The sequence below is a fragment of the Devosia sp. P1_H9 genome, assembly GCF_056405135.1.
In genome coordinates this window covers 93,215-113,812 of record NZ_JBFUCQ010000004.1, presented here as the reverse complement: position 1 = coordinate 113,812, position 20,598 = coordinate 93,215, and the positions used below count along the sequence as shown (strand labels likewise).

18 protein-coding genes are annotated in these 20,598 nt (G+C 63.5%); 2 read left to right on the top strand and 16 right to left on the bottom strand.

Annotated features, from left to right (window positions below; all coding sequences use genetic code 11):
• Positions 1–47: 47 nt before the first annotated feature.
• Positions 48–1,703 (top strand): GMC oxidoreductase, encoded by a 1,656-nt coding sequence (locus AC1DYL_RS08990; RefSeq protein ID WP_477172878.1) that lies wholly within the window; start codon positions 48–50, stop codon positions 1,701–1,703.
• A gap of 22 nt (positions 1,704–1,725) precedes the next feature.
• On the opposite strand, the gene AC1DYL_RS08985 is transcribed toward AC1DYL_RS08990, so the two are convergent.
• From AC1DYL_RS08985 to AC1DYL_RS08960, 6 genes are all read right to left on the bottom strand, one after another.
• Positions 1,726–2,568: a GNAT family N-acetyltransferase gene (locus tag AC1DYL_RS08985; protein ID WP_477172877.1), complete on the bottom strand. Its 843-nt coding sequence runs from the start codon at positions 2,566–2,568 to the stop codon at positions 1,726–1,728.
• On the bottom strand, positions 2,565–3,257 hold the full coding sequence (locus tag AC1DYL_RS08980; RefSeq protein WP_477172876.1) for an aspartate/glutamate racemase family protein: 693 nt from the start codon (positions 3,255–3,257) through the stop codon (positions 2,565–2,567). Before AC1DYL_RS08980 ends, AC1DYL_RS08985 begins: the two co-directional genes overlap by 4 nt.
• On the bottom strand, positions 3,258–4,082 hold the full coding sequence (locus AC1DYL_RS08975; protein ID WP_477148143.1) for an ABC transporter permease: 825 nt from the start codon (positions 4,080–4,082) through the stop codon (positions 3,258–3,260).
• 1 nt (position 4,083) lies between these two features.
• On the bottom strand, positions 4,084–4,941 hold the full coding sequence (locus tag AC1DYL_RS08970; protein WP_477173119.1) for an ABC transporter permease: 858 nt from the start codon (positions 4,939–4,941) through the stop codon (positions 4,084–4,086).
• 124 nt (positions 4,942–5,065) lie between these two features.
• Positions 5,066–6,361: an ABC transporter substrate-binding protein gene (locus AC1DYL_RS08965; RefSeq protein ID WP_477172875.1), complete on the bottom strand. Its 1,296-nt coding sequence runs from the start codon at positions 6,359–6,361 to the stop codon at positions 5,066–5,068.
• A 24-nt stretch (positions 6,362–6,385) separates the two neighbouring features.
• The gene (locus AC1DYL_RS08960) at positions 6,386–7,471 is read right to left on the bottom strand and encodes an ABC transporter ATP-binding protein (RefSeq protein ID WP_477172874.1); all 1,086 of its coding nucleotides are present in this window, start codon (positions 7,469–7,471) and stop codon (positions 6,386–6,388) included.
• A gap of 269 nt (positions 7,472–7,740) precedes the next feature.
• On the opposite strand from AC1DYL_RS08960, the gene AC1DYL_RS08955 reads away from it, so the two are divergent.
• Complete coding sequence (locus tag AC1DYL_RS08955) at positions 7,741–8,469, top strand: GntR family transcriptional regulator (RefSeq protein WP_477172873.1); 729 nt, start codon at positions 7,741–7,743, stop codon at positions 8,467–8,469.
• A 385-nt stretch (positions 8,470–8,854) separates the two neighbouring features.
• Here the strand turns inward: AC1DYL_RS08955 and AC1DYL_RS08950 are convergent, their stop codons facing one another.
• The 10 genes from AC1DYL_RS08950 to AC1DYL_RS08905 all read right to left on the bottom strand — a co-directional run bounded on the left by AC1DYL_RS08950 (position 8,855) and on the right by AC1DYL_RS08905 (position 20,584).
• Complete coding sequence (locus AC1DYL_RS08950) at positions 8,855–9,790, bottom strand: hypothetical protein (RefSeq protein ID WP_477172872.1); 936 nt, start codon at positions 9,788–9,790, stop codon at positions 8,855–8,857.
• 4 nt (positions 9,791–9,794) lie between these two features.
• Positions 9,795–10,529: a hypothetical protein gene (locus AC1DYL_RS08945; RefSeq protein WP_477172871.1), complete on the bottom strand. Its 735-nt coding sequence runs from the start codon at positions 10,527–10,529 to the stop codon at positions 9,795–9,797.
• Positions 10,530–10,532: 3 nt separating this feature from the next.
• Positions 10,533–11,375 (bottom strand): N-acetylmuramoyl-L-alanine amidase, encoded by an 843-nt coding sequence (locus AC1DYL_RS08940; RefSeq protein WP_477172870.1) that lies wholly within the window; start codon positions 11,373–11,375, stop codon positions 10,533–10,535.
• 346 nt (positions 11,376–11,721) lie between these two features.
• Positions 11,722–13,224 carry a DUF5060 domain-containing protein gene (locus AC1DYL_RS08935; RefSeq protein WP_477172869.1) on the bottom strand — a complete coding sequence of 501 codons (1,503 nt, stop codon included), beginning with the start codon at positions 13,222–13,224 and terminating at the stop codon, positions 11,722–11,724.
• A gap of 10 nt (positions 13,225–13,234) precedes the next feature.
• Complete coding sequence (locus AC1DYL_RS08930; protein WP_477172868.1) at positions 13,235–14,833, bottom strand: DUF5060 domain-containing protein; 1,599 nt, start codon at positions 14,831–14,833, stop codon at positions 13,235–13,237.
• A gap of 61 nt (positions 14,834–14,894) precedes the next feature.
• Complete coding sequence (locus AC1DYL_RS08925) at positions 14,895–15,716, bottom strand: ABC transporter ATP-binding protein (RefSeq protein ID WP_477148134.1); 822 nt, start codon at positions 15,714–15,716, stop codon at positions 14,895–14,897.
• Positions 15,713–16,624 (bottom strand): ABC transporter ATP-binding protein, encoded by a 912-nt coding sequence (locus tag AC1DYL_RS08920; protein ID WP_477172867.1) that lies wholly within the window; start codon positions 16,622–16,624, stop codon positions 15,713–15,715. The genes AC1DYL_RS08925 and AC1DYL_RS08920 overlap by 4 nt, the downstream gene beginning before the upstream one ends.
• Positions 16,621–17,535 (bottom strand): ABC transporter permease, encoded by a 915-nt coding sequence (locus tag AC1DYL_RS08915; RefSeq protein ID WP_477172866.1) that lies wholly within the window; start codon positions 17,533–17,535, stop codon positions 16,621–16,623. Before AC1DYL_RS08915 ends, AC1DYL_RS08920 begins: the two co-directional genes overlap by 4 nt.
• Entirely contained in the window at positions 17,532–18,533 is a 1,002-nt protein-coding gene (locus AC1DYL_RS08910; RefSeq protein ID WP_477148131.1) for an ABC transporter permease, read from the bottom strand. Before AC1DYL_RS08910 ends, AC1DYL_RS08915 begins: the two co-directional genes overlap by 4 nt.
• A gap of 143 nt (positions 18,534–18,676) precedes the next feature.
• Positions 18,677–20,584 carry an ABC transporter substrate-binding protein gene (locus AC1DYL_RS08905; protein ID WP_477148130.1) on the bottom strand — a complete coding sequence of 636 codons (1,908 nt, stop codon included), beginning with the start codon at positions 20,582–20,584 and terminating at the stop codon, positions 18,677–18,679.
• Positions 20,585–20,598 lie beyond the last annotated feature (14 nt).

The following is a 20,598-nucleotide window of genomic DNA, read 5'->3' as shown; positions in this document are numbered from 1 at the left end:
CCCACACCCTGGTCTTTCTGCAAGGCCCGTATCACTAGGAGCAAATCATGCCTGACGTCGTTTTCGACGCCCTGATCGTTGGAGCTGGCGCGGCAGGGATGTTCGCCGCCAGGGAGCTCACCGCCCAGGGCCTGAAGGTCGTGCAGCTCGAGGCCGGACCGGAAATCGGCCCCGACGACTTCGATGCCAACCACAAGCCGCGCCAGTCGGACATCAACATCGTGCAACGCGCCATCGCCACCCTCAATGGCCAGTGGGTACAAGCGCGGGCGGCCTTCTTCGACAGTCGCATGCGAAAACTCTTCACGAGCGACCGCAAGAACCCGTACTCGACGCCGCCAGACGCCCCCTTCGTCTGGATCCGCAGCCGCCAGGCTGGCGGCCGGACGCATGTCTTCGGCCGTGTGCTGCTGCGCTGGACGGATGACGATTTCAAGAGCAACTCCCGCACCGGTCGCGGCGTCGATTGGCCCATCGCCTACGACGATATCGTCCCCTATTACGAGGAAGTCGAACGCTCGCTGGAGCTCTACGGCCAGCCCGACGGCGTCCCGACGCTTCCCGATAGCATCTACACGCACGAAGCCCGGATGACCGAGGCGGAGACCCTGTTCAAGACGGAGGTCGAGAGCCGCTGGCCGGAACGCAAGGTCGTGACCTGGCGCTATATCGGGCCCGAGCCCACACGCGTCCTCAGGCCGATGCGCGAGGCCATCGCTAGCAGCAATCTCGATATCCGCTACAACACCATCGCCCGCCGCATCCTCACCGACGACGAGACCGGCCGGGCGATCGGCGCCGAGGTGATCGACAGCCGCACCGGCCGGGTAACTGTGATCAAAGCGAAATCCGTGGTGCTTTGCGCGTCGCCGATCGAAAGCGTCCGGCTCATGCTGAACTCCAGCTCACCGCGCCACCCCAACGGCCTCGGCAACAGCTCGGGAACGCTCGGGCGCTACTTCATGGACCAGTTGCCCTGCATTGCCGCGGGCACCTTTCCCAAGGCAAAGGGCTGGGCCAGCGCCGACACCGCTCCACCGGATCCCTTCTACGGGCCATCCGGTGGCATCTTCCTGCCGCGCTTCATCGGCAAGGATGGCAGCTCGGCAGCGAACGACTTCGACTTTCAGGGCAGCGTCGGCCGCTCCCGCACCGGCGCGACCAGCGACGCAAGGCTGAGCTTTTTCGGCTATGGCGTGATGCTGCCGAACGCCGACAACCGGATCACCATCGACCCCCGACGCAAGGACGCGTGGGGCATCCCGGTTCCCCACATCCGCTGCCAGATCGGGCCCGATGACAAAGCCACCCTGACCCGTCAGCTCGATACATTGACCGAGACGATCGAGGGGGCAGGGGGCGAGCTGGAGTTCATCGGCTCGCCGCTCGGCCTCGAGGAAAAAGGTCGTGGCGCCTACCCGGATTCCGACCCGCTCAGCCGCTTCCTGTTCCGCCGGATGTTCAGCCGAACCATGGTGATGGGGGCCGCTATTCACGAGGCCGGCGGCGCCAGGATGGGCGAGCGTGCCGAGGACTCGGTGCTCAACAACTGGAGCCAGAGCTGGGACGTCCCCAACCTCCTCGTCACCGACGCCAGCGCCTTTGCCACCAGCGGCGTCACGGGTACGACACTCACGATCATGGCCTTGACGATACGCGCCTGCCGACACCTTGCGCAGGAGTTCAGGGCGGGGCGGATCTAGCTGGAGAGCCCATTAGAGAGGCTCAGCCGAGTTCCAGCGTGGTGATACCGAAGATTTCGTCGAGCGGCAGATCGGGTGCGGTGCCAAGATACATGCGGGCGGTTTCGAAAACGGGCGTGAGCCCGAGGCGGCGGGCCATTTCGACGGCGGCGTGATTGGGCTCGGGGACATCGATGAAGATCATGTCGGTGCCCGCGGGGGTCACCAGCGTCGCGAGCAAGGTCTCGGCGATCGCTGGGGTGTCGGCGAAGAGCGGGCCGATCTTCCAGCCGTCGACGCAGCGGCGGATGGTGCCGTAGCCGCGGAGCGTGCCGTCTTCGAAATAGCCCTCGGTCTGGCGCGACGGCGACGGGGCGAGCCAGGCTTTGAGGAAGTCCGAGCGATCGGCGGCGACGTGCTGGCGGTCGTAGGCGAGGACGGCGCTCAGGTCGTCACCAGCGATCGGCCGGACGAAGGAGCGGGTGGTGACCAGGCCGCGAAGCGATCCGCCCCATCGGGCGCTTTTGTGGGCGAAGGCGAAGCCGGATTTCCGGTAGTTGTCCTGCTGGGCCACGACGCCATCGAGGCCGATGGTGCGGCCGGCTGCGCTCTCCATGCCGGCGTCCCAGATGGCCTTGCCATAGCCTTTGCCGCGATGGGCGGGGTGGACGATATAGAGGCCGAGGAAGGCGAAGTCCGACCCGTATTTGACGACCGAAATGCAACCGACGCGCACGGTGCCTAGCCAGCCCATCAGGAAGCCGCTGGGGTCGTGAGCATAGAAGGCGCCGGCATCGTCCAGGCCGGGGTTCCAGCCCTCGTCGCGGGCCCAGCCGAGCGCCGCGTCGAGATCGGCGCGGCTCATCGGTTTGATGCTGAGGTTCATGCGGCCAGCGTACGCGCGAACGGCCCCGATTGCGACGTGCTCAGCCGCAGCGCCACCAGCCCCTCGGCGAGTTTTACCGCGGCCGCGACGCCATCGATCACCGGCACGCTGTGGCGGGCGGCGAGGTCCGCAGCGAGATCGGCCATGCCGGCACAGCCCAGCACGATCGCGTCGGAGCCGTCATGCAGCAGCGCGCTGGCGATCTCGTCGGAAATGGTCTCGCGCGCGGTGGAACCGGGGCGCTCGAGTTCGAGCACCGGGACGTTCGACGCGCGCACCTTGCCGCAGCGGGCGCTGAGCCCGTAGCGCGTGATGTTCTCCTCGATGACCGGGATCGAGACCGAGAGCGTGGTGATGACGGAGAAGCGGTCGGCGATCAACATGGCGGTGTGATAGGCGGCCTCGCCGATGCCGATCACCGGCACGCCGGTCCGCCGCCGGGCCTCGTAAAGTCCCGTGTCGTCGAAGCAGGCGATGACGATCGCGTCGAACCCCTGCGCCTTGTCGATCTCGGCGAAGAGACCGGGGAGCGCGGCCTCGCCATCCTCGACGCCCTGAATCGAGGCAGGACCGGTGGCCGGGTTGCGCGCCACGATCTCGGTGCCTTCGGCCGCGACGTCGCGCGCCGCAGCGCCGATCTTTTCCGTCATCGAGGCGGTGGTGTTGGGGTTGATCAGCAATAGTCGCATCTAGGCCCGAGCCCGCTTTCGGCCGATGAGAAGGATGATGCCGAGGGTGACGAGGATCACGGCGAACGAGAAGAGCGTCGTTACGGTACCCAGCGCGTAAAGCACCGGTGTCGTGACGTTGGTGGTCATGCCGTAGATTTCGAGCGGCAGCGTGTTGAAGCTGCCGGCGGTCATCAGCGTGCGCGCGAACTCGTCGTAGGAGAGGCTGAAGCCGAACAGGCCGACGCCGATCAGGCTGGGCGCGATCATCGGCAGCAGCACGTGGCGGAACGTCTGCCACGGTGAGGCGCCGAGGTCGCGCGCCGCCTCCTCGTAGGACGGCGAGAAGCGGTTGAAGACGGCGAACATGATCAGCACGCCGAAGGGCAGCGTCCAGGTCAGATGCGCCCCGAAGCCCGATGTCCACCACGACGGGCGGAAGCCGATCTGCTGGAACAATACGCCGATGCCGAGGCTGACGATGATCGACGGCACCACGAGACTGGCGATGGTCAGGTAGAACAGTGGCGTGCCGCCGATGAACTTGCGGCGGAAGGCGAGGCCGGCGAGCAACGCGACGAGGACGGTCGAGACCATCACCATGAGGCCGAGCAGCAGCGAACGCGTGAAGCTGGCGCCGAAATCGCCGACGGCCTGTTTCTCGAAGAGATTGCCGAACCAGTGGAACGAGACGCCGTTGAGCGGGAAGGTAAGGCCTCCATTGGGACCCTGGAACGACAGGATGAAGATCGCCGACATCGGGCCATAAAGGAACAGCACGAAGAGCCCGAAGAAGGCAGCGAGGACGTAGAAGCTGAGCGGACGCTTCTCGCGATGCTTTGCCATCTCAGAGCTCCTTCCGGATATCGACGATGCGCAGGATGCCACCGACAAGCAGCAGCACGAGGATCAGCAGCACGACGGCGTTGGCCGCGGCAGCCGGGTACTGCAGCAGCGACATCTGGTTCTTCATCATCAGCGCCACCGAAGCGCTTTGCCCGCCGCTCATCACCTGCACGGTGGAGAAATCGGCCATCACCAGGGTGACGACGAAGATGGTGCCGATCGCCATGCCGGGTTTGGCTAACGGCAGGATGACGTTCCACATGATCTGCCAGGCGCTGGCGCCGGCATCGCGCGCCGCTTCGATCAGCGAGCGATCGATGCGCATCAGCGTGTTGAAGATCGGGGTGACCATGAACAGCGTGAAGAGGTGCACCATGGCGAGCACCACGGCGAAATCGGAGTAGAGCAGCCACTCGATCGGCTGGGAGATGACGCCCATCTCGACCAGCGTGGAATTAACGAGGCCGTTGCGGCCCAGCACCGGAATCCACGAGATCATGCGGATGATGTTGGAGGTGAGGAACGGCACGGTGCAGACGAGGAACAGCACCATCTGCGTCGTCGCCGACTTGATGTGGAAGGCGAGGAAATAGGCGACCCAGAAGCCAATGAAGAGCGTCAGCACCCAGACGATCGCGGCGAACTTGAGCGTGTTCAGATAGGTCTTCCAGGTGACCCACGAGCCGAGCGTATCGACATAGTTGGTGAGCACGAAGCCGGGATACATCCGCGCAAAATCGTAGTCCCAGAAGCTGACGAAGACGAGCAGCAGGATCGGCAGGAGGAGGAAGAAGCCGAGGATCAGCCAGAGCGGGATCGACTGGACGTAGGACGCGAGCCGGCCGAGGGAGAGCGGCATTTTCCGCGTCTTGGGCTTCACCGCCGGTACGGCGGGAGTCTCTTCGGCCACGGCCAAGCCAGCCTCCATCGTCGGGTGGGAGATGCCCGGCCGGAGTCCGGCCGGGCGATAGTGCGAGGGCGGCTTAGGCCGCGATGAACTCGTTCCAGCGGGTGACCATGTAGCGGTCTTCGTCCATCACCGAGTTCCAGCAGGCGACGTGGCCCATGCGCTCGAGGAAGGAGCCGCCGTCGCGCACGGCGCCGGCCTTTTCCATCACCACGCCATCGGGCGAGAGGATATCGCCCTGAGCCGGCTTGCCCTCGATCCAGAAGCCCCATTCGTCTTCCGACATGTACTCCTTGGCGGTGTCCATGGCCGCCGAGTAGTAGCCCTGGCGGTTGAGATAGCCGCCGACCCAGCCGGAGGTGTACCAGTTAATGTACTCGTAGGCCGCGTCGAGCTGGGCGCCCGAGAGATGCGCGGCAAGGCCGAGACCACCGCCCCACGAGCGGTAGCCTTCCTTGAGCGGCTGGTACTTGCAGGCGATGCCCTTGGAGCGCACGGCGGCGACGGCCGGCGACCACATGGACTGGATCACCACTTCGCCCGAGGCCATCAGGTTGACGCTTTCGTCGAAGCTCTTCCAGAAGGCGCGGAACTGGCCGTCCTGCTTGGCCTTGATCAGGAAATCGATGGTCGCATCGATCTCCGCCTTGGTCATGTTGCCCTTGTCGGCATATTTGATGTTGCCCATCGCTTCCATGATCATGGCCGCGTCCATGATGCCGATCGACGGGATGTTGAGGATCGAGGTCTTGCCCTTGAAGGCCGGGTCCATGATGTCGGCCCAGGTGGTGATCTCGCGGCCGACGAGGTCGGGGCGGATGCCCAGCGTGTCGGCGTTGTAGATAGTCGGGACCATGGTGAAATAGCCGGTTTCGCCCTTGGCGAATTCCTTGGAATCCGGCGCATCGACATAGCCGACGGTATGCGGCGCGGTGCCCTGGGCGATGACGCTGTCGGGGGTCAGCTTGCCGGTTTTGAACAGCGGCACGATCTTGTCGTAGTACTTGAGCTTGGTCACATCCATCGGCTGGATCACGCCGGTCGGATAGACCTTCTTCAAAATCCAGTACTCGATGTCGGCGATGTCGTAGCTGTCAGGCTGGGTGACGGCGCGCTGCGCGGCGGCGTCGGAATCGGTCGCCGTCATTTCGAGCGTGATGCCGAGATCGGCTTTGCACTTTTCGGCGATGGCGTTGAGGTTCGACACACCGGTGCCGAACTGGCGCAGCGTGATCGGGTTTTGCGCCCAGACGGTGGGGAAACCACCGAGGGCGCCCGCGCCCGCGGCAGCGCCGGCCAGCGCGGCAGCCCCCTTGAGCATGCTGCGGCGGGAAATCATGGCCGCTTTGGCCGTCTTGTTGGATTCACTCATAGCCTAACCCCTGTTGTTGATGGCTTACGAATTGGGGCGGCCGAGGATGATCGCATCCTCGGCATCCCAATGCAGTGGCACCGCGTCGCCGACGGCGACCGGCTTCGAAAAGAAGCTCTTGTCGTCGACGATGGCGGTGAAATCCTCGATCCCGGCCCCATCGACCGAGAGCTTCACCGAAGCGCCGCGATACTCGATGTTCGAGACGATGCCGGTGAACCCCAGCCCCGCGGCCTTCGGCGGCCCCAGCCGCACATGGTCGGTACGGATACCGGCATCGACCGGCGCGCCGGCCTCGAGCGGCGCGCCCGAGGCGGCAAAACTGCTGCCGCCGGGGACCTGGAAGGTGACGACGCCGTCGGCCGCCGATTTGGCGCTGCCGGTGACGACGTTGTGGTCGCCCATGAAGCGGGCGACGAAGGCGGTGGCGGGCCGTTCGAATACCTGGCGGGGCGTCGCCGCCTGCTCGATACGGCCGTTGTTCATCACCACGATCAGGTCGGCGAGCGCCATCGCCTCCTCCTGGCTGTGGGTGACGTGGACGAAGGTGATACCGAGCCGCGTCTGCAGCTTCTTGAGCTCGGCGCGCATGCGGATCTTCAGGAACGGGTCGAGCGCCGAGAGCGGCTCGTCGAGCAGCAGCGCTTCGGGATCGGTGATGAGCGCGCGGGCCAGGGCGACACGCTGCTGCTGGCCGCCTGACAGCTGGGCAGGCCGCCGCGTGGCGTAGCCCTCCATCTGCATCAGCTTGAGCATCTCGAGCGCCTTGGCCTGGCGCGGAGCTTTCTCGATGCCCTTCATCTTCAGGCTGAAGGCGACGTTGTCGATGAGGTCCAGATGCGGGAACAGTGCGTAGGACTGGAACATCATCGCCGTGCCGCGCTTGGCCGGCGGCAGATCAGTGACATTGGTGGACGAGAGGATGATGTCGCCGTCGCTCGCGTCATCATGCCCCGCGACCATGCGCAGGGTCGAGGTCTTGCCGCAGCCCGATGGCCCGAGCAGGCAGCAATAGGTGCCGGCGGGCACTTTGAGATCGATCTGATCTACCGCAAGCGCATCGCCGTAGCGCTTCGTCAGCTTCACAACTTCCAGGTCGCCCTGCGCCATGCACCGCCCCGTTGGCCACCTCTTGGCCGTCGGTTAGTGAACTGCAAGACCCGTGCCAGCGGCCGGCGCGACGTCGTTTTCGTCGTATCTCTTTGAATCCGCGAATAAGTTCCAACGTCGAACGATCGCACACTCGTGCTGCATGAATCACACGCAATGCCTAATGCTTGGGCATGTGAACGCAATGTGGGCAGATTTTGTATACGAAACACCCGTAGCGATGTGTTCAGTTCTGGGCTAGATTCGGATTGGGTTTTGGGAGTTCGGGTATGTCAGCAGGCGACGAGATCGATGAGCCGGAGGGGCGCCCCGCAGTGCGACGCTCAGGCGTCTATCTCGGGCTGCGCAACGCCATCCTCGGTCATGGCATCGACCCAGGCACCAAGCTGCCTGAAGACGAACTAGGCGCGATCTACTCAGTAAGCCGGACGGTGGTGCGGGCGGCTCTGCAGGCGCTGGCGCATGACCGGCTGGTGCGGCTCGAGCCCAATCGCGGTGCCTTCGTCGCCAAGCCGACGCGGATGGAAGCCCGCGAAGTGTTCGAGGCGCGGGCGCTGGTCGAGCCCAAGGTCGCGGCCTTGGCGGCGGGCATCGCGACGCATGCCGACGTCGAGCGGCTGCACCGGCACCTCGACGAAGAACACAAGGCGGTGCATGCCGGCAAGGACGGCGAGGCGGTGATGCTGTCGGCGCAGTTCCACGTCGCCATCGCCGAGATCGCCGGCCAGTCGATCTTCACCGAAATGGTGCGCGACCTCTGCTCACGCTCGTCGCTGATCATCTCGCTCTACTGGCGGCGACGCGACACGACCTGCGAAAGCCACGCCCACCATGCTCTGGTCGATGCCATCGCCAAGCGCAGCGCGCTCGACGCGTCGGAACTGATGACCAGCCACCTGGTAGACCTGCTCTCCGGCCTAGACCTTTCCGAGCGCGAGAGCTCGGGCAAGAAGCTGATGGAGATTCTAGCAGGGCGCCCGCCGACAAGAGAATCCTGACCTCTCTCTGACGGCAGCCTCTCTAGTCCGGGCAATTGCTACAGTGACCGGCTGCTTCGCCCCGGCTAGCGTCTTGCGAGATGCAGTCGTCGAGCGTCGAAAGGCGGCGGAGGCCCATGACTGCGCTTCGAGATTGAGAGCTTCGGGTCCCTGCGCTTCGCCCTGCCTCCGCACACCTAACCCGCCACCCCTTGCGCACTTCCATATGGGGACGCGCAGTAGCAAGCCGAGTTTGGCGGCTGCGGTGGCGAAAGCCAGCACCAGAAATTGGGGGTGAAGCATACGCTTCCCGGATAGTGAGGGGGCACCTGGGCACGTGCCGACGCCGAGGCGCCGATGATTGCCAATGCGACCAGGGCACCAAGGCCAAATCCTAGGAGCTTCCTCATAGCTCGCCTCCAGAATGGGTTTCGGCGACGGGGCACGCGTCCGTGATCGCCGTCTTCAAGTTGGCTATCTGCACGTTAGGGTCGGGCACTCGGTGGAGTTGCGCACCCATCGGCTTTGCCGCGTGGCCCTTCTCTACATAGTCGAGCAGGAGCTGCGCCATGTCGCACCGGCGATTGTCGAGCATGACCACGGTCAGCATGCGATCCTTCTCCAGCCAGAAGTCGGTTTCGTTGCGGAGAATGTTGTCGAAGAAGCGTTTGTCGAGGTTTGCCTTATTCTCCCTGGCGAAGGCGGTCCTGATGCGATTGGACATCTCTCCATCGAGGCGAAGTGGTGCGTGCTCTTCGACGGTCTGAGCATTCAGGCTGTTGAATACGATGTCGAACAGATCGCCCACCGTTCGCTTGGCGCGGTCGCCTGTGGGGCGGGTCTTTAGCCAGAACGCGGAAATCTGGCCAAGCAGGAGGACTTGCGACAGCCGTTGACGTGGTCCCATCGCCTCGATGTCCCGCAACTCTCGCTCGCCCGTACCAGGGATCAACAGCACCGGTACTTCATACTCCCGCGGGTCGTACATGGCGCGCACCCTGAAACTGAGGGTGCTCTCGGATGCGGGAATGTCGACAGTGAGGGCCCCTTCCTTCACACGCATAGGGACCTTGACGAGGAAGGTGGGTTCGGCGACCCACTCGGTCATCGGGAACGGCATGGTGGCCTTCCAGCCCCACCGCCCGGCGCTCAGTTCCTCCCTGGGCAGGTCGTGCCCAACGCTTCCCGGCTCCATGAAAAGCGTAACAACTACGGGCTTTTGCGCGTTCAGCCCGGTCTCGTCGATAAGCGTAATGGTGATCGCCCGATCCGGGTCTTCCTGCGCGAACGCAACATCGGCAAGGAGGAGGAATGATGCGACCAGCAACATGAATCTCAACATGATGCTATCCATTCGGAGCGTTGGGGGCAGGGGCAGCGTTGTCGTTCGCGTCGTCAGCCGGCGGCGGATCCTCTTTCTGCTGCTGGGCCGCTACATCGGCGGCCGGCGGGGTCGGAGCCTTGTCACCCCGGCGGCGCAGCATCAGATTGGCGTTGGTCTGCGCATCGTTGAACTTGATGCCGATGAGTGCGGCAAAGACAAAGGCGGCGAAGTTCCGCACGCTGCTGGAGAACGACTCGAGGACCTTGATTGCGTTGTCTACGTCGACGATGCCCTGGGCGTTCAGCTCTTCCCGAAGGCCTTCCGTATTCGGAACCTCGCCGTTCATCCCAAGGAACACGCTCATGTTCAAGTACAGGAAGTAGACGACACAGGATGCGGCCAGAACAATCAGCAGCTGGGTGTTGCTCGCCTTGGCAGGCGCGGTGGCCGCGATGATACCGCCAAGCACAGCCGGCACGAGTTCGCCGATCAGCGGAATCTCGGGCAACACAAACGGCGCAGTAAGAACGATTTGCCGCATGAAGTAGCCGGCGATCGACTCGCGTCCCATCTCGAACGCCACGACGATCGCGACATAAAGCACAGCCAGCACCACAAAGACGCCGTAGAACATGTAGCGCCGAACTGTCTCCTGGATCGGGGTGAAGACATTTGTCGGCGCAGCAGGCGCGACCGCCGCCGCCTGTGGCGCAGGAGCAGGTGCTGCGGCGTTCGCCGGGGCGGGTTCTTGTGCCATCGCCTAAGCCGCCTTCAACCAGTCGCCGTGAACCCATCCCGTGAAGTCGGCCTGCCCGGCAGCATTGGGAACAGAGATGAAGCGCCACTTTCCCTCTGCCTCGTGCACCGTGACTTTGGTTCCGTCGGGAAGCGGTTTTTCCCGAACGAGAGGGTGTTCAGAGCCTGGTCCGCTGCGGATATTCAGTCCTGTTGGCGACCTGATCACCAAAGTTCCATCACCGGTGCCGTCCCGTCCAAGTACTCTCGATCGGAACGAGGCCATATTCCACGCCGGGCCGGGATCTGACTTGCGGCCAGGTGAGATATCATCGTGACCAACGATCTCATCGATCTTGTAAGCGTTGCAGATTGCTCTTGCTGCGCCGATCGTTGTTTCGATCTGGGCTTCGGTGAATATCTCCCAACCGCAGTCAGGCGTGCCGAACTTATGCCTTGCAGCAATTCCCTTGCTTTGATCAACAGGTGAGCCAGTCCAGGAAATCCAGCCCGCGCTGCCCTGCTGCAAGGGCCCCCAGTTCTCGATCTCAATGCCGATCGCGTGTTTATTCAGGCCGGTATAGAGCTGGCCGTCACTTGCATGCCAGCGACTGTCGCCTGCGTGCCATGCAACGACGTTGAAGGGAACGCACTGGTTGATCGTCCCGTCTCTTCGGACGACCAGATGTGCTGACACTTTGTGAGAAGCGTCGGCGAAGTACTTGGCAACGTTAGAGTTTGGCCCGCTGGCGGTATAGTGGATGACTAGGAATTTCGGTATGAACTTACCGCCAACGTTTGGTGATTGCACAAACTCGACCGGGTCAGGGCCAATCACAAGTCTATGACCAGTAACAACTAATTCCATCTGGCGCCCCAAAGGCCTCACGCCGACTGTGTATTCGTGCTTGTGGAATAGAGTGGCATGGATTGTTACCGCTGTCGGTAATTGGAGTCAAATACTTAGATTGTGACTCGTTCGTTGGCTCAACAACTGCGCAATTGGAGAAGTTTTCCTCAGGTGTGGTGATTTGCCGAGGGGTCGTGTCTGTGTCGTGCTGACGATTACTGGTGTCGCTGCAGCATGTTAGGATGCGGGCGGCGGCGACAACTACGTCGTGCCGGTCCATCGTTCGACATCAACGGCGCGCCGCCAGGAAGGCGGCAGCGGCCATGCGGCTCAATCAAGCTGGCGGTGGGGTTTCAGGCTGAACTCAGTCCAACTGCCGGACACGCAGCGCCAGATATGGCCGGCTCGGCAATTCGATGCCGAATGCCGCGTCCGGCTTGCCGCCGCGCACCACGTCGCCGTGTCGCGTCGGATGCGGGATCAGGGCTGGGATGCGCGTCGCCGGCTCCACCGTCATGTTCCACGTGTCGATCACGTCGACCTCGTAGTTCCCGTCCTCCTTGGGCAGCCCCGTCGTCCACTGGTTGGGCTGGTGCTCGCCGAAATAGATGTAGCTGACCTTGCCGTCGCGAGCGCCGGAGATGCGGCTCCATGGCCATGACGCGTTGTGCCCCATCGGCGTCAGCCCGCCCCTCACGTCCTCCTCGATGATGGCGCGTAGGAACCCGATGCGCTTCCAGGCCTCGCCGTGGAGCTTGCCGCCCTTGGCCCACCAGATCAGGTCTTCGGGGTCGGCATAGGTTTCGCCATGCCCGGCATAGCCGCCGCGCATCACCGTGGTCCAGAACCGGTGCGTCAGCTCCTGGGCCGTGATGTTGCCCCAGCTCGGCCAGATATTGCCCTCGTATTCCGGCTCGTCGTTGACCACCGGCTTGCCATAGGCCTCGCGCCACTCGGGCGTGCGCTTCACGTCCCAGTGCTGGATGCAGACATGGCTGATCCAGGCCTTGCGATGATCAAAGTTCATCGACTGGTCGCCGTTGTGGATCGACTTCAGGTGCCCGTACGGGTCGTTCTCCTCGAGGATGTGGAAGTAGCGGTCCCACTGCGCGACGGGTTTGGAGTCGAGCAGGAAATCGTACTCGTTGGCCAGCGACCACCAGACGTTGGAATAAGCCGCAAGCCGCGCCGCGAGATAGGCGACGTAACGGAAATCCTGCTCCGCCGACATGTTCGAATAGTTCCACCGGTCATAGGGGTGGAAGATGATGATATCCGCCTCGATGCCGAGCTCGCGCAGCTGGCCGATCTGCTGCTCGAAATGCTGGAACGCCTTGGGGTTGGGCCGGTCGAAATCCAGCTTGCCGTCGGCATTGGGCAGGTAGACGTCCATCAGCGGCTCGTTGGTGTTGAACGGATAGTCCTTGGGGAACACCCCCATCCGCAGCTTGTTGAACCGCGCCGCCTTGAGCGTCTCGAGCGTTTCCGCCTGCATGGCGAGCGGCTGGTGCGTCCAGGCGTAACAGGTCGTCCCGAACGGGAAATACGGCGTGCCGTCGGCATGGGCGAAGTGGAACCTGTTTGCTACCGCCACCGGCCCGTGCATGCCCGGCCGCGCTGCCGTCGCCGTGAACGAGCCGGTCCTGCCGTCGAGCGCCGCCGTCTTGCTGCGCGTGCGAAACGTCCACTCGCCCTCGGTGTTCGGCATGAAGCGGACGCGATAGGTGCCGTCCCCATCGTAGAACCCGGGAACCCGGACCTCGCGCGAGTGCTGCGAGAACACGGCGTCGAAGCTCACCTCGACATAGGGGTTGCCCGAGGACGGGCCGGTGAAGCTCGCTTCGAAGATGTCGTACTTGGCGGTCATGGTATTGTCCTCAGTCGATCCGCTTGAACAGCAGCGCCAGATAGGGTCTTGGGGCGAAATGCAGCACGTCGCCGCGCACGACGCTCTCTGCCAGCGGCGTCTCGGTCATTTCCCAGGTGTCGATCAGCGTGGCGCTGTAGCGCTCGTTCGGCGGCACCGCGACGATCGCCTCGCTCGGCTGGTTCTCGCCCATGTAGCTCAGGTAGTAGCGGTGCGGCTGCCCGGCCATCGGCCACCAGGCCATCGCCGGCGCCCAGCCCTCCTCGCCTGCCGGCGGCACGAACAGCTGCTGCAGCACGACATTGTCGAGGCCGCCCTGCATCGCGATGCGATAGGCGCCGGTCGACTTGATCGGGTCCAGCCCTTCCTCTGGCCCCGCCTCCATGATGCGGCGGAGGAAGGCGATGCGCGGGATGCTCTCGCCGATCAGCTTGCCGCCCTTGGCCCACCAGATCGTGTCGGTCGCGTTGCCGAAGGTCTCGCCATGGGTGACGTAGCCGCCATTGACGACGCCGTCCCAGAACCGGCGCACCGTCTTCTGGCCCGAGATGTTGCCCCAGAGCTCGGCGATCGTCCCCTCATAGCAGCACTCGTCGATCGACACGGGCTTTCCGTACTTCTCGCGCCACACCGCCGACATGTTGGCGGTCGAGCGCTGGATCGACGCGTGCGTGATCCGGGGATGGTTGTGGTCGTAGAACCTGAAGCAGTTGTGGACGCTCAACAGGTGCCCATGCGGATCGTTGTCCGACACCACATGGATGAAGCGATCCCAGTCCTGCGGGGTCTTCTGCGGCATCAGGTCGTATTCGTTGGCCATCGACCACCAGACGTTGGGGAACGCCGCGAGACGGGCGGTGAGATAGCGCAGGTAGGCGTCATCCTGCGCCGGGCTCATGCGCGAAAAGCCCCAGCGGTCATACGGGTGGAAGATGATCAGGTCTGCCTCGACGCCGATCTCGGCCAGCTGGCTGATGCGCTGTTCGAGGTGCCGGAAGTACTCGGGCTCGAACTGCTCGAAGTCGAACTTCCAGCCGTACTTGTCGGCTCCGGCAAAACTGCCGTCCCACTTGCTCTTGCCCGCCGTCAGCAGCTTGAACGGATACCGCCCCGGCTCGTTCTCGTTGTAGCGGTAGTGCTTGGGAAACACGCACATGCGGATCTTGGTGAAGGGCGCCTCGGCGAGCGTTCTAAGCGTCTCTTCCTCGAGCGCGTCGCCCTGCAGGTTCCACACATAGGCAGTGGTGCCGATATTGATGTAGCGGGTGCCGTCGGCGTAGGCGAAATGGTGGCGGTTGGCGACGCGGACCGGACCGTGATGGTTCGGCTTCGCTGCGCCGACTTCGAACACGCCGCTGACGTCATCGAGCGCCGGAGCATTGCTCCGCGTCTCGTAGGACCAAGTGCCTGTCGTGTCGGACAGGAAGCGCAGCTTGTAGACCCCGTCACCATCGTAGAAGCCGTTGACCCGCACCTCGCGCTCGCCCTGCCGAAACACCGCTCGCAACTCGACATCGAGGAACGGATTGCCGGCGGAGGGGCCGACGAGACTCAGCTCGTACGTGGCCCACAGCGACGCGGCGCCGCTGGCTTTGGCGGTATTGGTCATCTGCAAAATCCTGTCAGTAGCAATGGAAGGTGCAGCCGCCTATCGGCGACCGCCGGAAATGTCAGGCTGCCGCCCGGCGTGGGCGCCAGCGGCTCTTGGTCGTCGGGATCGAGCTCAGCAGCAGCTTGGTATAGTCGTGCTGCGGGTCGCTCATCACCTGCCGCGCCTCGCCGAACTCCACCACCACGCCCTTGTTCATCACCGCCACGTAGTCCGAGATGTAATAGGCGGTGGCGAGGTCGTGCGTGATGTAGAGGAAGCTCCGGCCGGCCTCGTCGCGCAGCTTCTTGAACAGGTTGATGATGATCATCCGCCGCGACGCGTCGATCATCGACACCGGCTCATCGGCGACGATCAGCCTGGGCTGCGGAATGAGCGCCCGTGCCACCGAGATGCGCTGCAGCTCGCCGCCCGAGAACTGGTTGGTGTATTTGCCGCGCACCTCCGCGTATTTGAGGCCTACGCTCAAAAGAGCATCGGCCACCGCCGCCTCCGCCTGGTCGCCATCCATTCCGGCAACGCGCCGCGCTGTTTCGTGAAGGTAGGCGTCGACCGGCCGGTAGCGGCTGAAAGCCTCGAACGGGTTCTGGAAGATCGGCTGCACCAGCCCGAGGAACTCGTGCTTGGAGAGCGCTGCGCCTTTGCCGGTCACGACGGTGTCGTAGACGATCGCCCGGCCCGAGCTCGGTGTCTCCAGCCGCAGCAGGGTCTTTGCCAGGGTGGTCTTGCCGCTGCCCGACTCGCCGACGACGGCGATCACCACCGGCTTGTCGCCTTCAACGGTGATGTTGACGTCGTTCAAGGCCTTCACCTGCCGTGACCGGACGAGTCCGCCCTGCCGGTAGACCTTGTTCAGTCCCTCGGTCTTCAAGATGATCGTCATGCCGCGACCTCCACACCCTGGCTCGGTCGCGCGACGAAGTGGCCGGGCTTGACCTCGATCAGCTCCGGCTCCACCCGATAGGCCCGGTCGCCGCCGGCCCCGGCCGCACTCGCCAGCACACCGCGCATGCTGTCGTCGCCAATGGCCGGCAGCGAGTCGATCAGCATCCTGGTGTAGGCATGCTGGGGGTCAGCGAAGACGCTCTCGGTGTCGCCGTATTCCACCACGCGACCGGCATACATAATCAGCATCTTGTGGGTGACCTGGTAGTGCACCCCCATGTCGTGCGAGACGACGAGGATGGTGTTGCCCATCTGCTCCTGCACATCCATCAGCAGCGTCAGGATTTCCTTCTGCACTACCACGTCGAGCGCCGTTGTCGGCTCGTCGGCAATGATCAGCTCGGGCTGGAAGAACGTTGCGAGCGCGATCGTCACGCGCTGCCGCATGCCGCCCGAAAGCTGGTGCGGATAGGAGTCCATCGCCTCCGCCGGCAGCCCGAGCTTGCCGATATAGGCGCGCGCCCGTTCGAGGACGCGCTTCTTGTTGCTATCGGTGCCGGGGAAATCGATGAACTGGTCGCGGATGCGGATGACCGGGTTCAGCGAGTTCATCGAGCTCTGCGGAATGTAGGAGATGGATTTGAACCACTCCTTGCGGATGTTCTCGGTCGTCACCGGCCGCCCATCGCTGCCCTTCAACCCATACTCGATACTGCCGCCCGAAAGGGACATGGGCGACTGGATGTCACCATAGATCGCCTTCATCAGGGTGGACTTGCCGCACCCCGATTCCCCCGCAATCCCGACGATACAGCCGTCGGGAATGGTCAGGGTCACGCCGTTGACGGCCTCGATGACCCGGTTGCCGATGCGATAGCTGATCTTGAGATCGGAAAGCCGGATCATGCGACACCCCGCTTGCTGGCGAATGCGGCATTGAAGCCGGTGGAGGCGAGGAACAGCCCCAAAAAGAGCAGGATCGACGCGATGATCGGCGCCACCAGCCATGGGTAGTTGCCGGTGAACAGCGCGTTGTAGTTGAGCGCCCAGAAGATGATCGAACCGAGTGTCGGCACCTCGACCTTCGAAAGCCCGATTACCGCCAGCGTCGCCTCGGTGTTCACGGCAAACAGGATCGTGTTGATGAACCCCACCACCATGTAGGCCGAGACGTACGGGAAGATCTCACGCACGATGATGTTGACGGTGTTGGCGCCTGAAAACCGCGCCATGTTGATGAACTCGCGCTCGCGCAGCGACAGCGCCATCGAGCGGATCGTCCGCGCGCCCCAGGCCCAGCCGAAGACGACGATGATCAGGCCCACGGTCAGGAACGAGCTGTTGCCGCGGATCACCGCGCCGAGGATGATCAGGATCGGCAGCAGCGGAATAGTGATGAAGCTGTCGACAACCAGCATCACTACGCGCTCGTAGTTGCCGCCGATATAGCCGGCGCTGAGGCCGACGGCGGTCGAGATGATGGTCACGCCGATACCGACCAGCACGCCGAGGATTAGCGAGTTGCGGATGGCAAAGACCAGGAACCAGAAGATGTCCTGGCCCAGCGCGTTGGTGCCGAGCAGGTGCTCTGCCGACATCGGCATGTTCTTCAGATACGTCGCCTGGAGCGAGGGATCGACCGGGCAGAAGAACGGCAGGATGAAGCTGCCGAGGACGAAGATCGTGATCAGGCTGAGCCCGATCGCGAGACGCGCATTCAGCAGCCAGAGCCAGCTTTCGCTACGCCGGGCGCCGGCGCGCGCCGGGGTCCGTTCGACGACGGCAGCGGGATCGATGAGGTTATCGGTGCTGCTCATTTGTGGCGGATCCGCGGGTCGAGGAGGGGATAGATGAGGTCGATGATCAGCCCCGCCGTGGCGACGGCGATGATCGAGATGGCGATGGCGCCGTAGAGCACGTTGTAGTCGCCGCCGCTCGCCGCTGTGCGCATGATCAGCCCGACGCCGGGGTAGGAGAACAGCATCTCCGTCAGCAGCGCGCCGTTGAACACGGTGCCGAGCGACAGCGCGAGCGCCGTCACCTGCGGCAGCATGGCGTTGCGGAATACGTAGCGCACCATGCGCGTCCAGTTCGAAGCGCCCTTCAGCCGCGCATAGGTGACGTAGGGCTCTTCGGTGGTGGCCACCGCCAGCGCCTTCATCGACAGGATGTTCCAGCCGAACCCGGCCAGCACCAGCGTCAGCGCCGGCAGCAGGGAGTTGTAGATGACCATCCCAACCTTGACCGGCGTCATCTGCCCGACCGGAAAGGTCGGCGAGAGCGGGAAAATCGGGAAGATGTAGGCGAGCAGCAGGATCACGCTGACCGCGAGGATGTAGTACGGGATCGGGTAGAGCAGGATGCCGACCACCTCGAGGATGGTCGCCGCCTTCTTGGTGTGGAAGTAGCCGGCGACCAGCCCCACCATGTTGCCGAGCAGCCAGGCGATGAAGGTCGAGATCAGCAGCAGCCCCAGCGTCCAGGGCAGCGCGTTGAAGATCATCTGCGAGACGGGCTGCGGGTAGTAGGTGAAGCTCGGCCCGAAATCGAAGTGCAGCACCACACGCTCGAGGTAGCTGAGGTACTGGCTGAACAGGTCGCCCTTCAGCCCGTAGAGCTGCTCGAGATTGGTGCGCAGCATGATGATATCGTCGGCGGTGAGCGCGCCGCTGGCCCGCGCCTGGATCTGGCCGATATAGCCATCGATCGGGTTGGCCGGCATCAATCGCGGCAAAAGGAAAGTAATCGTCAGTCCGATGAACAGGACCGCGATGTAGAGGCCGACGCGCTTGGCCACATACTGGATAACGCCCATTCGGCCACCCAACTTTCCACTGCTTGACCTGGAAGAGTGCTGGACTCGTACCGGTCTTTGCATCGATTTTCAGCGCAGCAAGCGCAAACAAACGAAAGGGGATGGGGCGGCCGGGAGGTTGCCGCCCCACCATCGACCGGCGACTACTTGCCGGTCGGTTCGATGTTGACGATCGTCTTCTTGAACGAGGACCACCAGGTATAGGGCGCGGCGTAGAAGTTCGCCTGCTTGGGGTAGTTCTTCCAGTAGGTCGAGTTGGTCGGGATCGTCGTCGGGATGTTCATCAGGTTGATGAACTGCATCCCGCTGGTCAGCTTCTCGGCAATCGAGCGGCCGTTCGCGACGAACGGCTCCGAGCCGATCTCCAGCACCTTGCTGTCCTGCACGAGCTTGAAAATCTCCGGGTCGGTGACGCGGACGTAGTTGCCCTGCAGTGGCTCATTGGAGTCGGCCGGCTTGACGAAGGTGTCGCTGAACGAGTTCCAGCTGTTGAACCAGTTGGAGTTGTAGGTGCAGGTCATGTTCCAGTTGACCATCAGGTCGAGCTTGGCATTGGTGTTCTGCACCGTGGTGAACTCGCCATTGTCGGCCTGGCGTGCCGTGACGTTGAACCCGGCCTTCTTCCAGCTGTCGGCGATCGAGAAGCCGGTGCGCTGCATCACCTTGTTCCAGTCCGCCGGGATGACGAAGTCGAGCGTCCACGGCGAACCGTCCGGCTTGGTGTAGAAGCCGTCGGCACCCTTCTTGATCCCGACCGAACCCAGCAGCTTCTCGGCTTCCGCCGGGTCGTATTTCCACCAGCCCTGGCCGAAGCCCTGCTTGACCGCATCGCCGGTCGGCAGCTCGGCCTCGGGCGTGCCCTGCGCCTTGAGCGCCGCCACCATGCCGTCGCCGAAGCCCGCGTCGAACGGCTTGTAGCCATCCGAAAGCGTCAGCCCGTTGAGGAAGTCCAGCATCGGCTGGTAGTAGACGGGGTCGGTGATCGGCGTGTCGGCGAACGGCAGGGCCGCGGCCTTGAACTGCCCGCTCACCGCGCTGATGCCCACCTGCTGCAGGTTGACCGTCAGCGCCAGTGCCCAGCGCACTTCCGGCAGGTCGTACGGCGACTTCTGCTGGTTGAAGTAGACGCCGTAGGCACAGGCGTCGTTCATGTCGTGGTAGGGCAGCGTCGGCGAGAACGTCTCGATGGCCGGGTTGCGCGCCTTGGCGGCAGCAATCGAGTCCGGGCTCATGAACGTGTCGACGTCGTACTGGTTCTGGACGAATGCCAGCGTGCGCGTCTCTTCGGCGCCGAAGTCCTTGTAGAGCACGTATTTCGGCTTCGGCGTGCCCAGGTTCCCCCAGCCCGAACGCTGCCAGTCGTCACGCAACTCCCACAGCTGCCAGAAGCCGTTGGGGTCGAACTCCTTGATCTTGTAGGGCCCAAGCGTCACGGCGTTGGTGTTCTTGAAGGTGACGACATTGTCGCCCTGCGCTTCGAAGATGTGCTTGGGAACGGGCACGAACAGGGAGCCCCAGGTGTAGACGCCCAGCACCGTCTGGAAATCGTAGGCGGGGCTCACCGTCTCGATGTCCATCGTGTAGTTGTCGACCTTGGTCCAGCTCGCCGGCTTTACGTAGTTCACCGTGCGGGCGACGAAGGTCAGTTTGTCCTTGTATTTGAAGGACGTATCGAGCGTGTAGATCAGGTCATCGACGGTGAACTCGACGCCGTCGCTCCAGAACACGCCGGGGCGGATCTTGATGCGGAACTTGGTGTGCTCGGGGTTGAGCACCTCCACCGGGCCCGCTGCGAGTTCTGGGTAGGACTCGCCCTTGGCGGTGTCCATTTCCCACAGGAAGCTCCAGCCCAGCTCGCGGAAGCCGCGCCAAATCGCATACTGGTTCAGCGGGTTCTGTGCATCCGGGTTGGCGGATTTGCCATCGAAGGTCTGTACGATCAGCGTCTCGTTGCGGGGCGTGCCCACATCGGTCATTTCCTGCGCGTAGCTGGCGCCTGCCAGCAGCAGGCCCGCAAGCGGGGCCAGCACGTATCGGCCAAGCCGTACCATTGTCCGTGTCCTCC

Bases quoted from the DNA above. Each gene is read 5' to 3' on its own strand.
- AC1DYL_RS08990 (WP_477172878.1), top strand. From the start codon at position 48: ATGCCTGACGTCGTTTTCGACGCCCTGATCGTTGGAGCTGGCGCGGCA.
- AC1DYL_RS08985 (WP_477172877.1), bottom strand. From the start codon at position 2,568: ATGAACCTCAGCATCAAACCGATGAGCCGCGCCGATCTCGACGCGGCG.
- AC1DYL_RS08980 (WP_477172876.1), bottom strand. From the start codon at position 3,257: ATGCGACTATTGCTGATCAACCCCAACACCACCGCCTCGATGACGGAA.
- AC1DYL_RS08975 (WP_477148143.1), bottom strand. From the start codon at position 4,082: ATGGCAAAGCATCGCGAGAAGCGTCCGCTCAGCTTCTACGTCCTCGCT.
- AC1DYL_RS08970 (WP_477173119.1), bottom strand. From the start codon at position 4,941: ATGCCGCTCTCCCTCGGCCGGCTCGCGTCCTACGTCCAGTCGATCCCG.
- AC1DYL_RS08965 (WP_477172875.1), bottom strand. From the start codon at position 6,361: ATGAGTGAATCCAACAAGACGGCCAAAGCGGCCATGATTTCCCGCCGC.
- AC1DYL_RS08960 (WP_477172874.1), bottom strand. From the start codon at position 7,471: ATGGCGCAGGGCGACCTGGAAGTTGTGAAGCTGACGAAGCGCTACGGC.
- AC1DYL_RS08955 (WP_477172873.1), top strand. From the start codon at position 7,741: ATGTCAGCAGGCGACGAGATCGATGAGCCGGAGGGGCGCCCCGCAGTG.
- AC1DYL_RS08950 (WP_477172872.1), bottom strand. From the start codon at position 9,790: ATGTTGAGATTCATGTTGCTGGTCGCATCATTCCTCCTCCTTGCCGAT.
- AC1DYL_RS08945 (WP_477172871.1), bottom strand. From the start codon at position 10,529: ATGGCACAAGAACCCGCCCCGGCGAACGCCGCAGCACCTGCTCCTGCG.
- AC1DYL_RS08940 (WP_477172870.1), bottom strand. From the start codon at position 11,375: ATGGAATTAGTTGTTACTGGTCATAGACTTGTGATTGGCCCTGACCCG.
- AC1DYL_RS08935 (WP_477172869.1), bottom strand. From the start codon at position 13,224: ATGACCGCCAAGTACGACATCTTCGAAGCGAGCTTCACCGGCCCGTCC.
- AC1DYL_RS08930 (WP_477172868.1), bottom strand. From the start codon at position 14,833: ATGACCAATACCGCCAAAGCCAGCGGCGCCGCGTCGCTGTGGGCCACG.
- AC1DYL_RS08925 (WP_477148134.1), bottom strand. From the start codon at position 15,716: ATGACGATCATCTTGAAGACCGAGGGACTGAACAAGGTCTACCGGCAG.
- AC1DYL_RS08920 (WP_477172867.1), bottom strand. From the start codon at position 16,624: ATGATCCGGCTTTCCGATCTCAAGATCAGCTATCGCATCGGCAACCGG.
- AC1DYL_RS08915 (WP_477172866.1), bottom strand. From the start codon at position 17,535: ATGAGCAGCACCGATAACCTCATCGATCCCGCTGCCGTCGTCGAACGG.
- AC1DYL_RS08910 (WP_477148131.1), bottom strand. From the start codon at position 18,533: ATGGGCGTTATCCAGTATGTGGCCAAGCGCGTCGGCCTCTACATCGCG.
- AC1DYL_RS08905 (WP_477148130.1), bottom strand. From the start codon at position 20,584: ATGGTACGGCTTGGCCGATACGTGCTGGCCCCGCTTGCGGGCCTGCTG.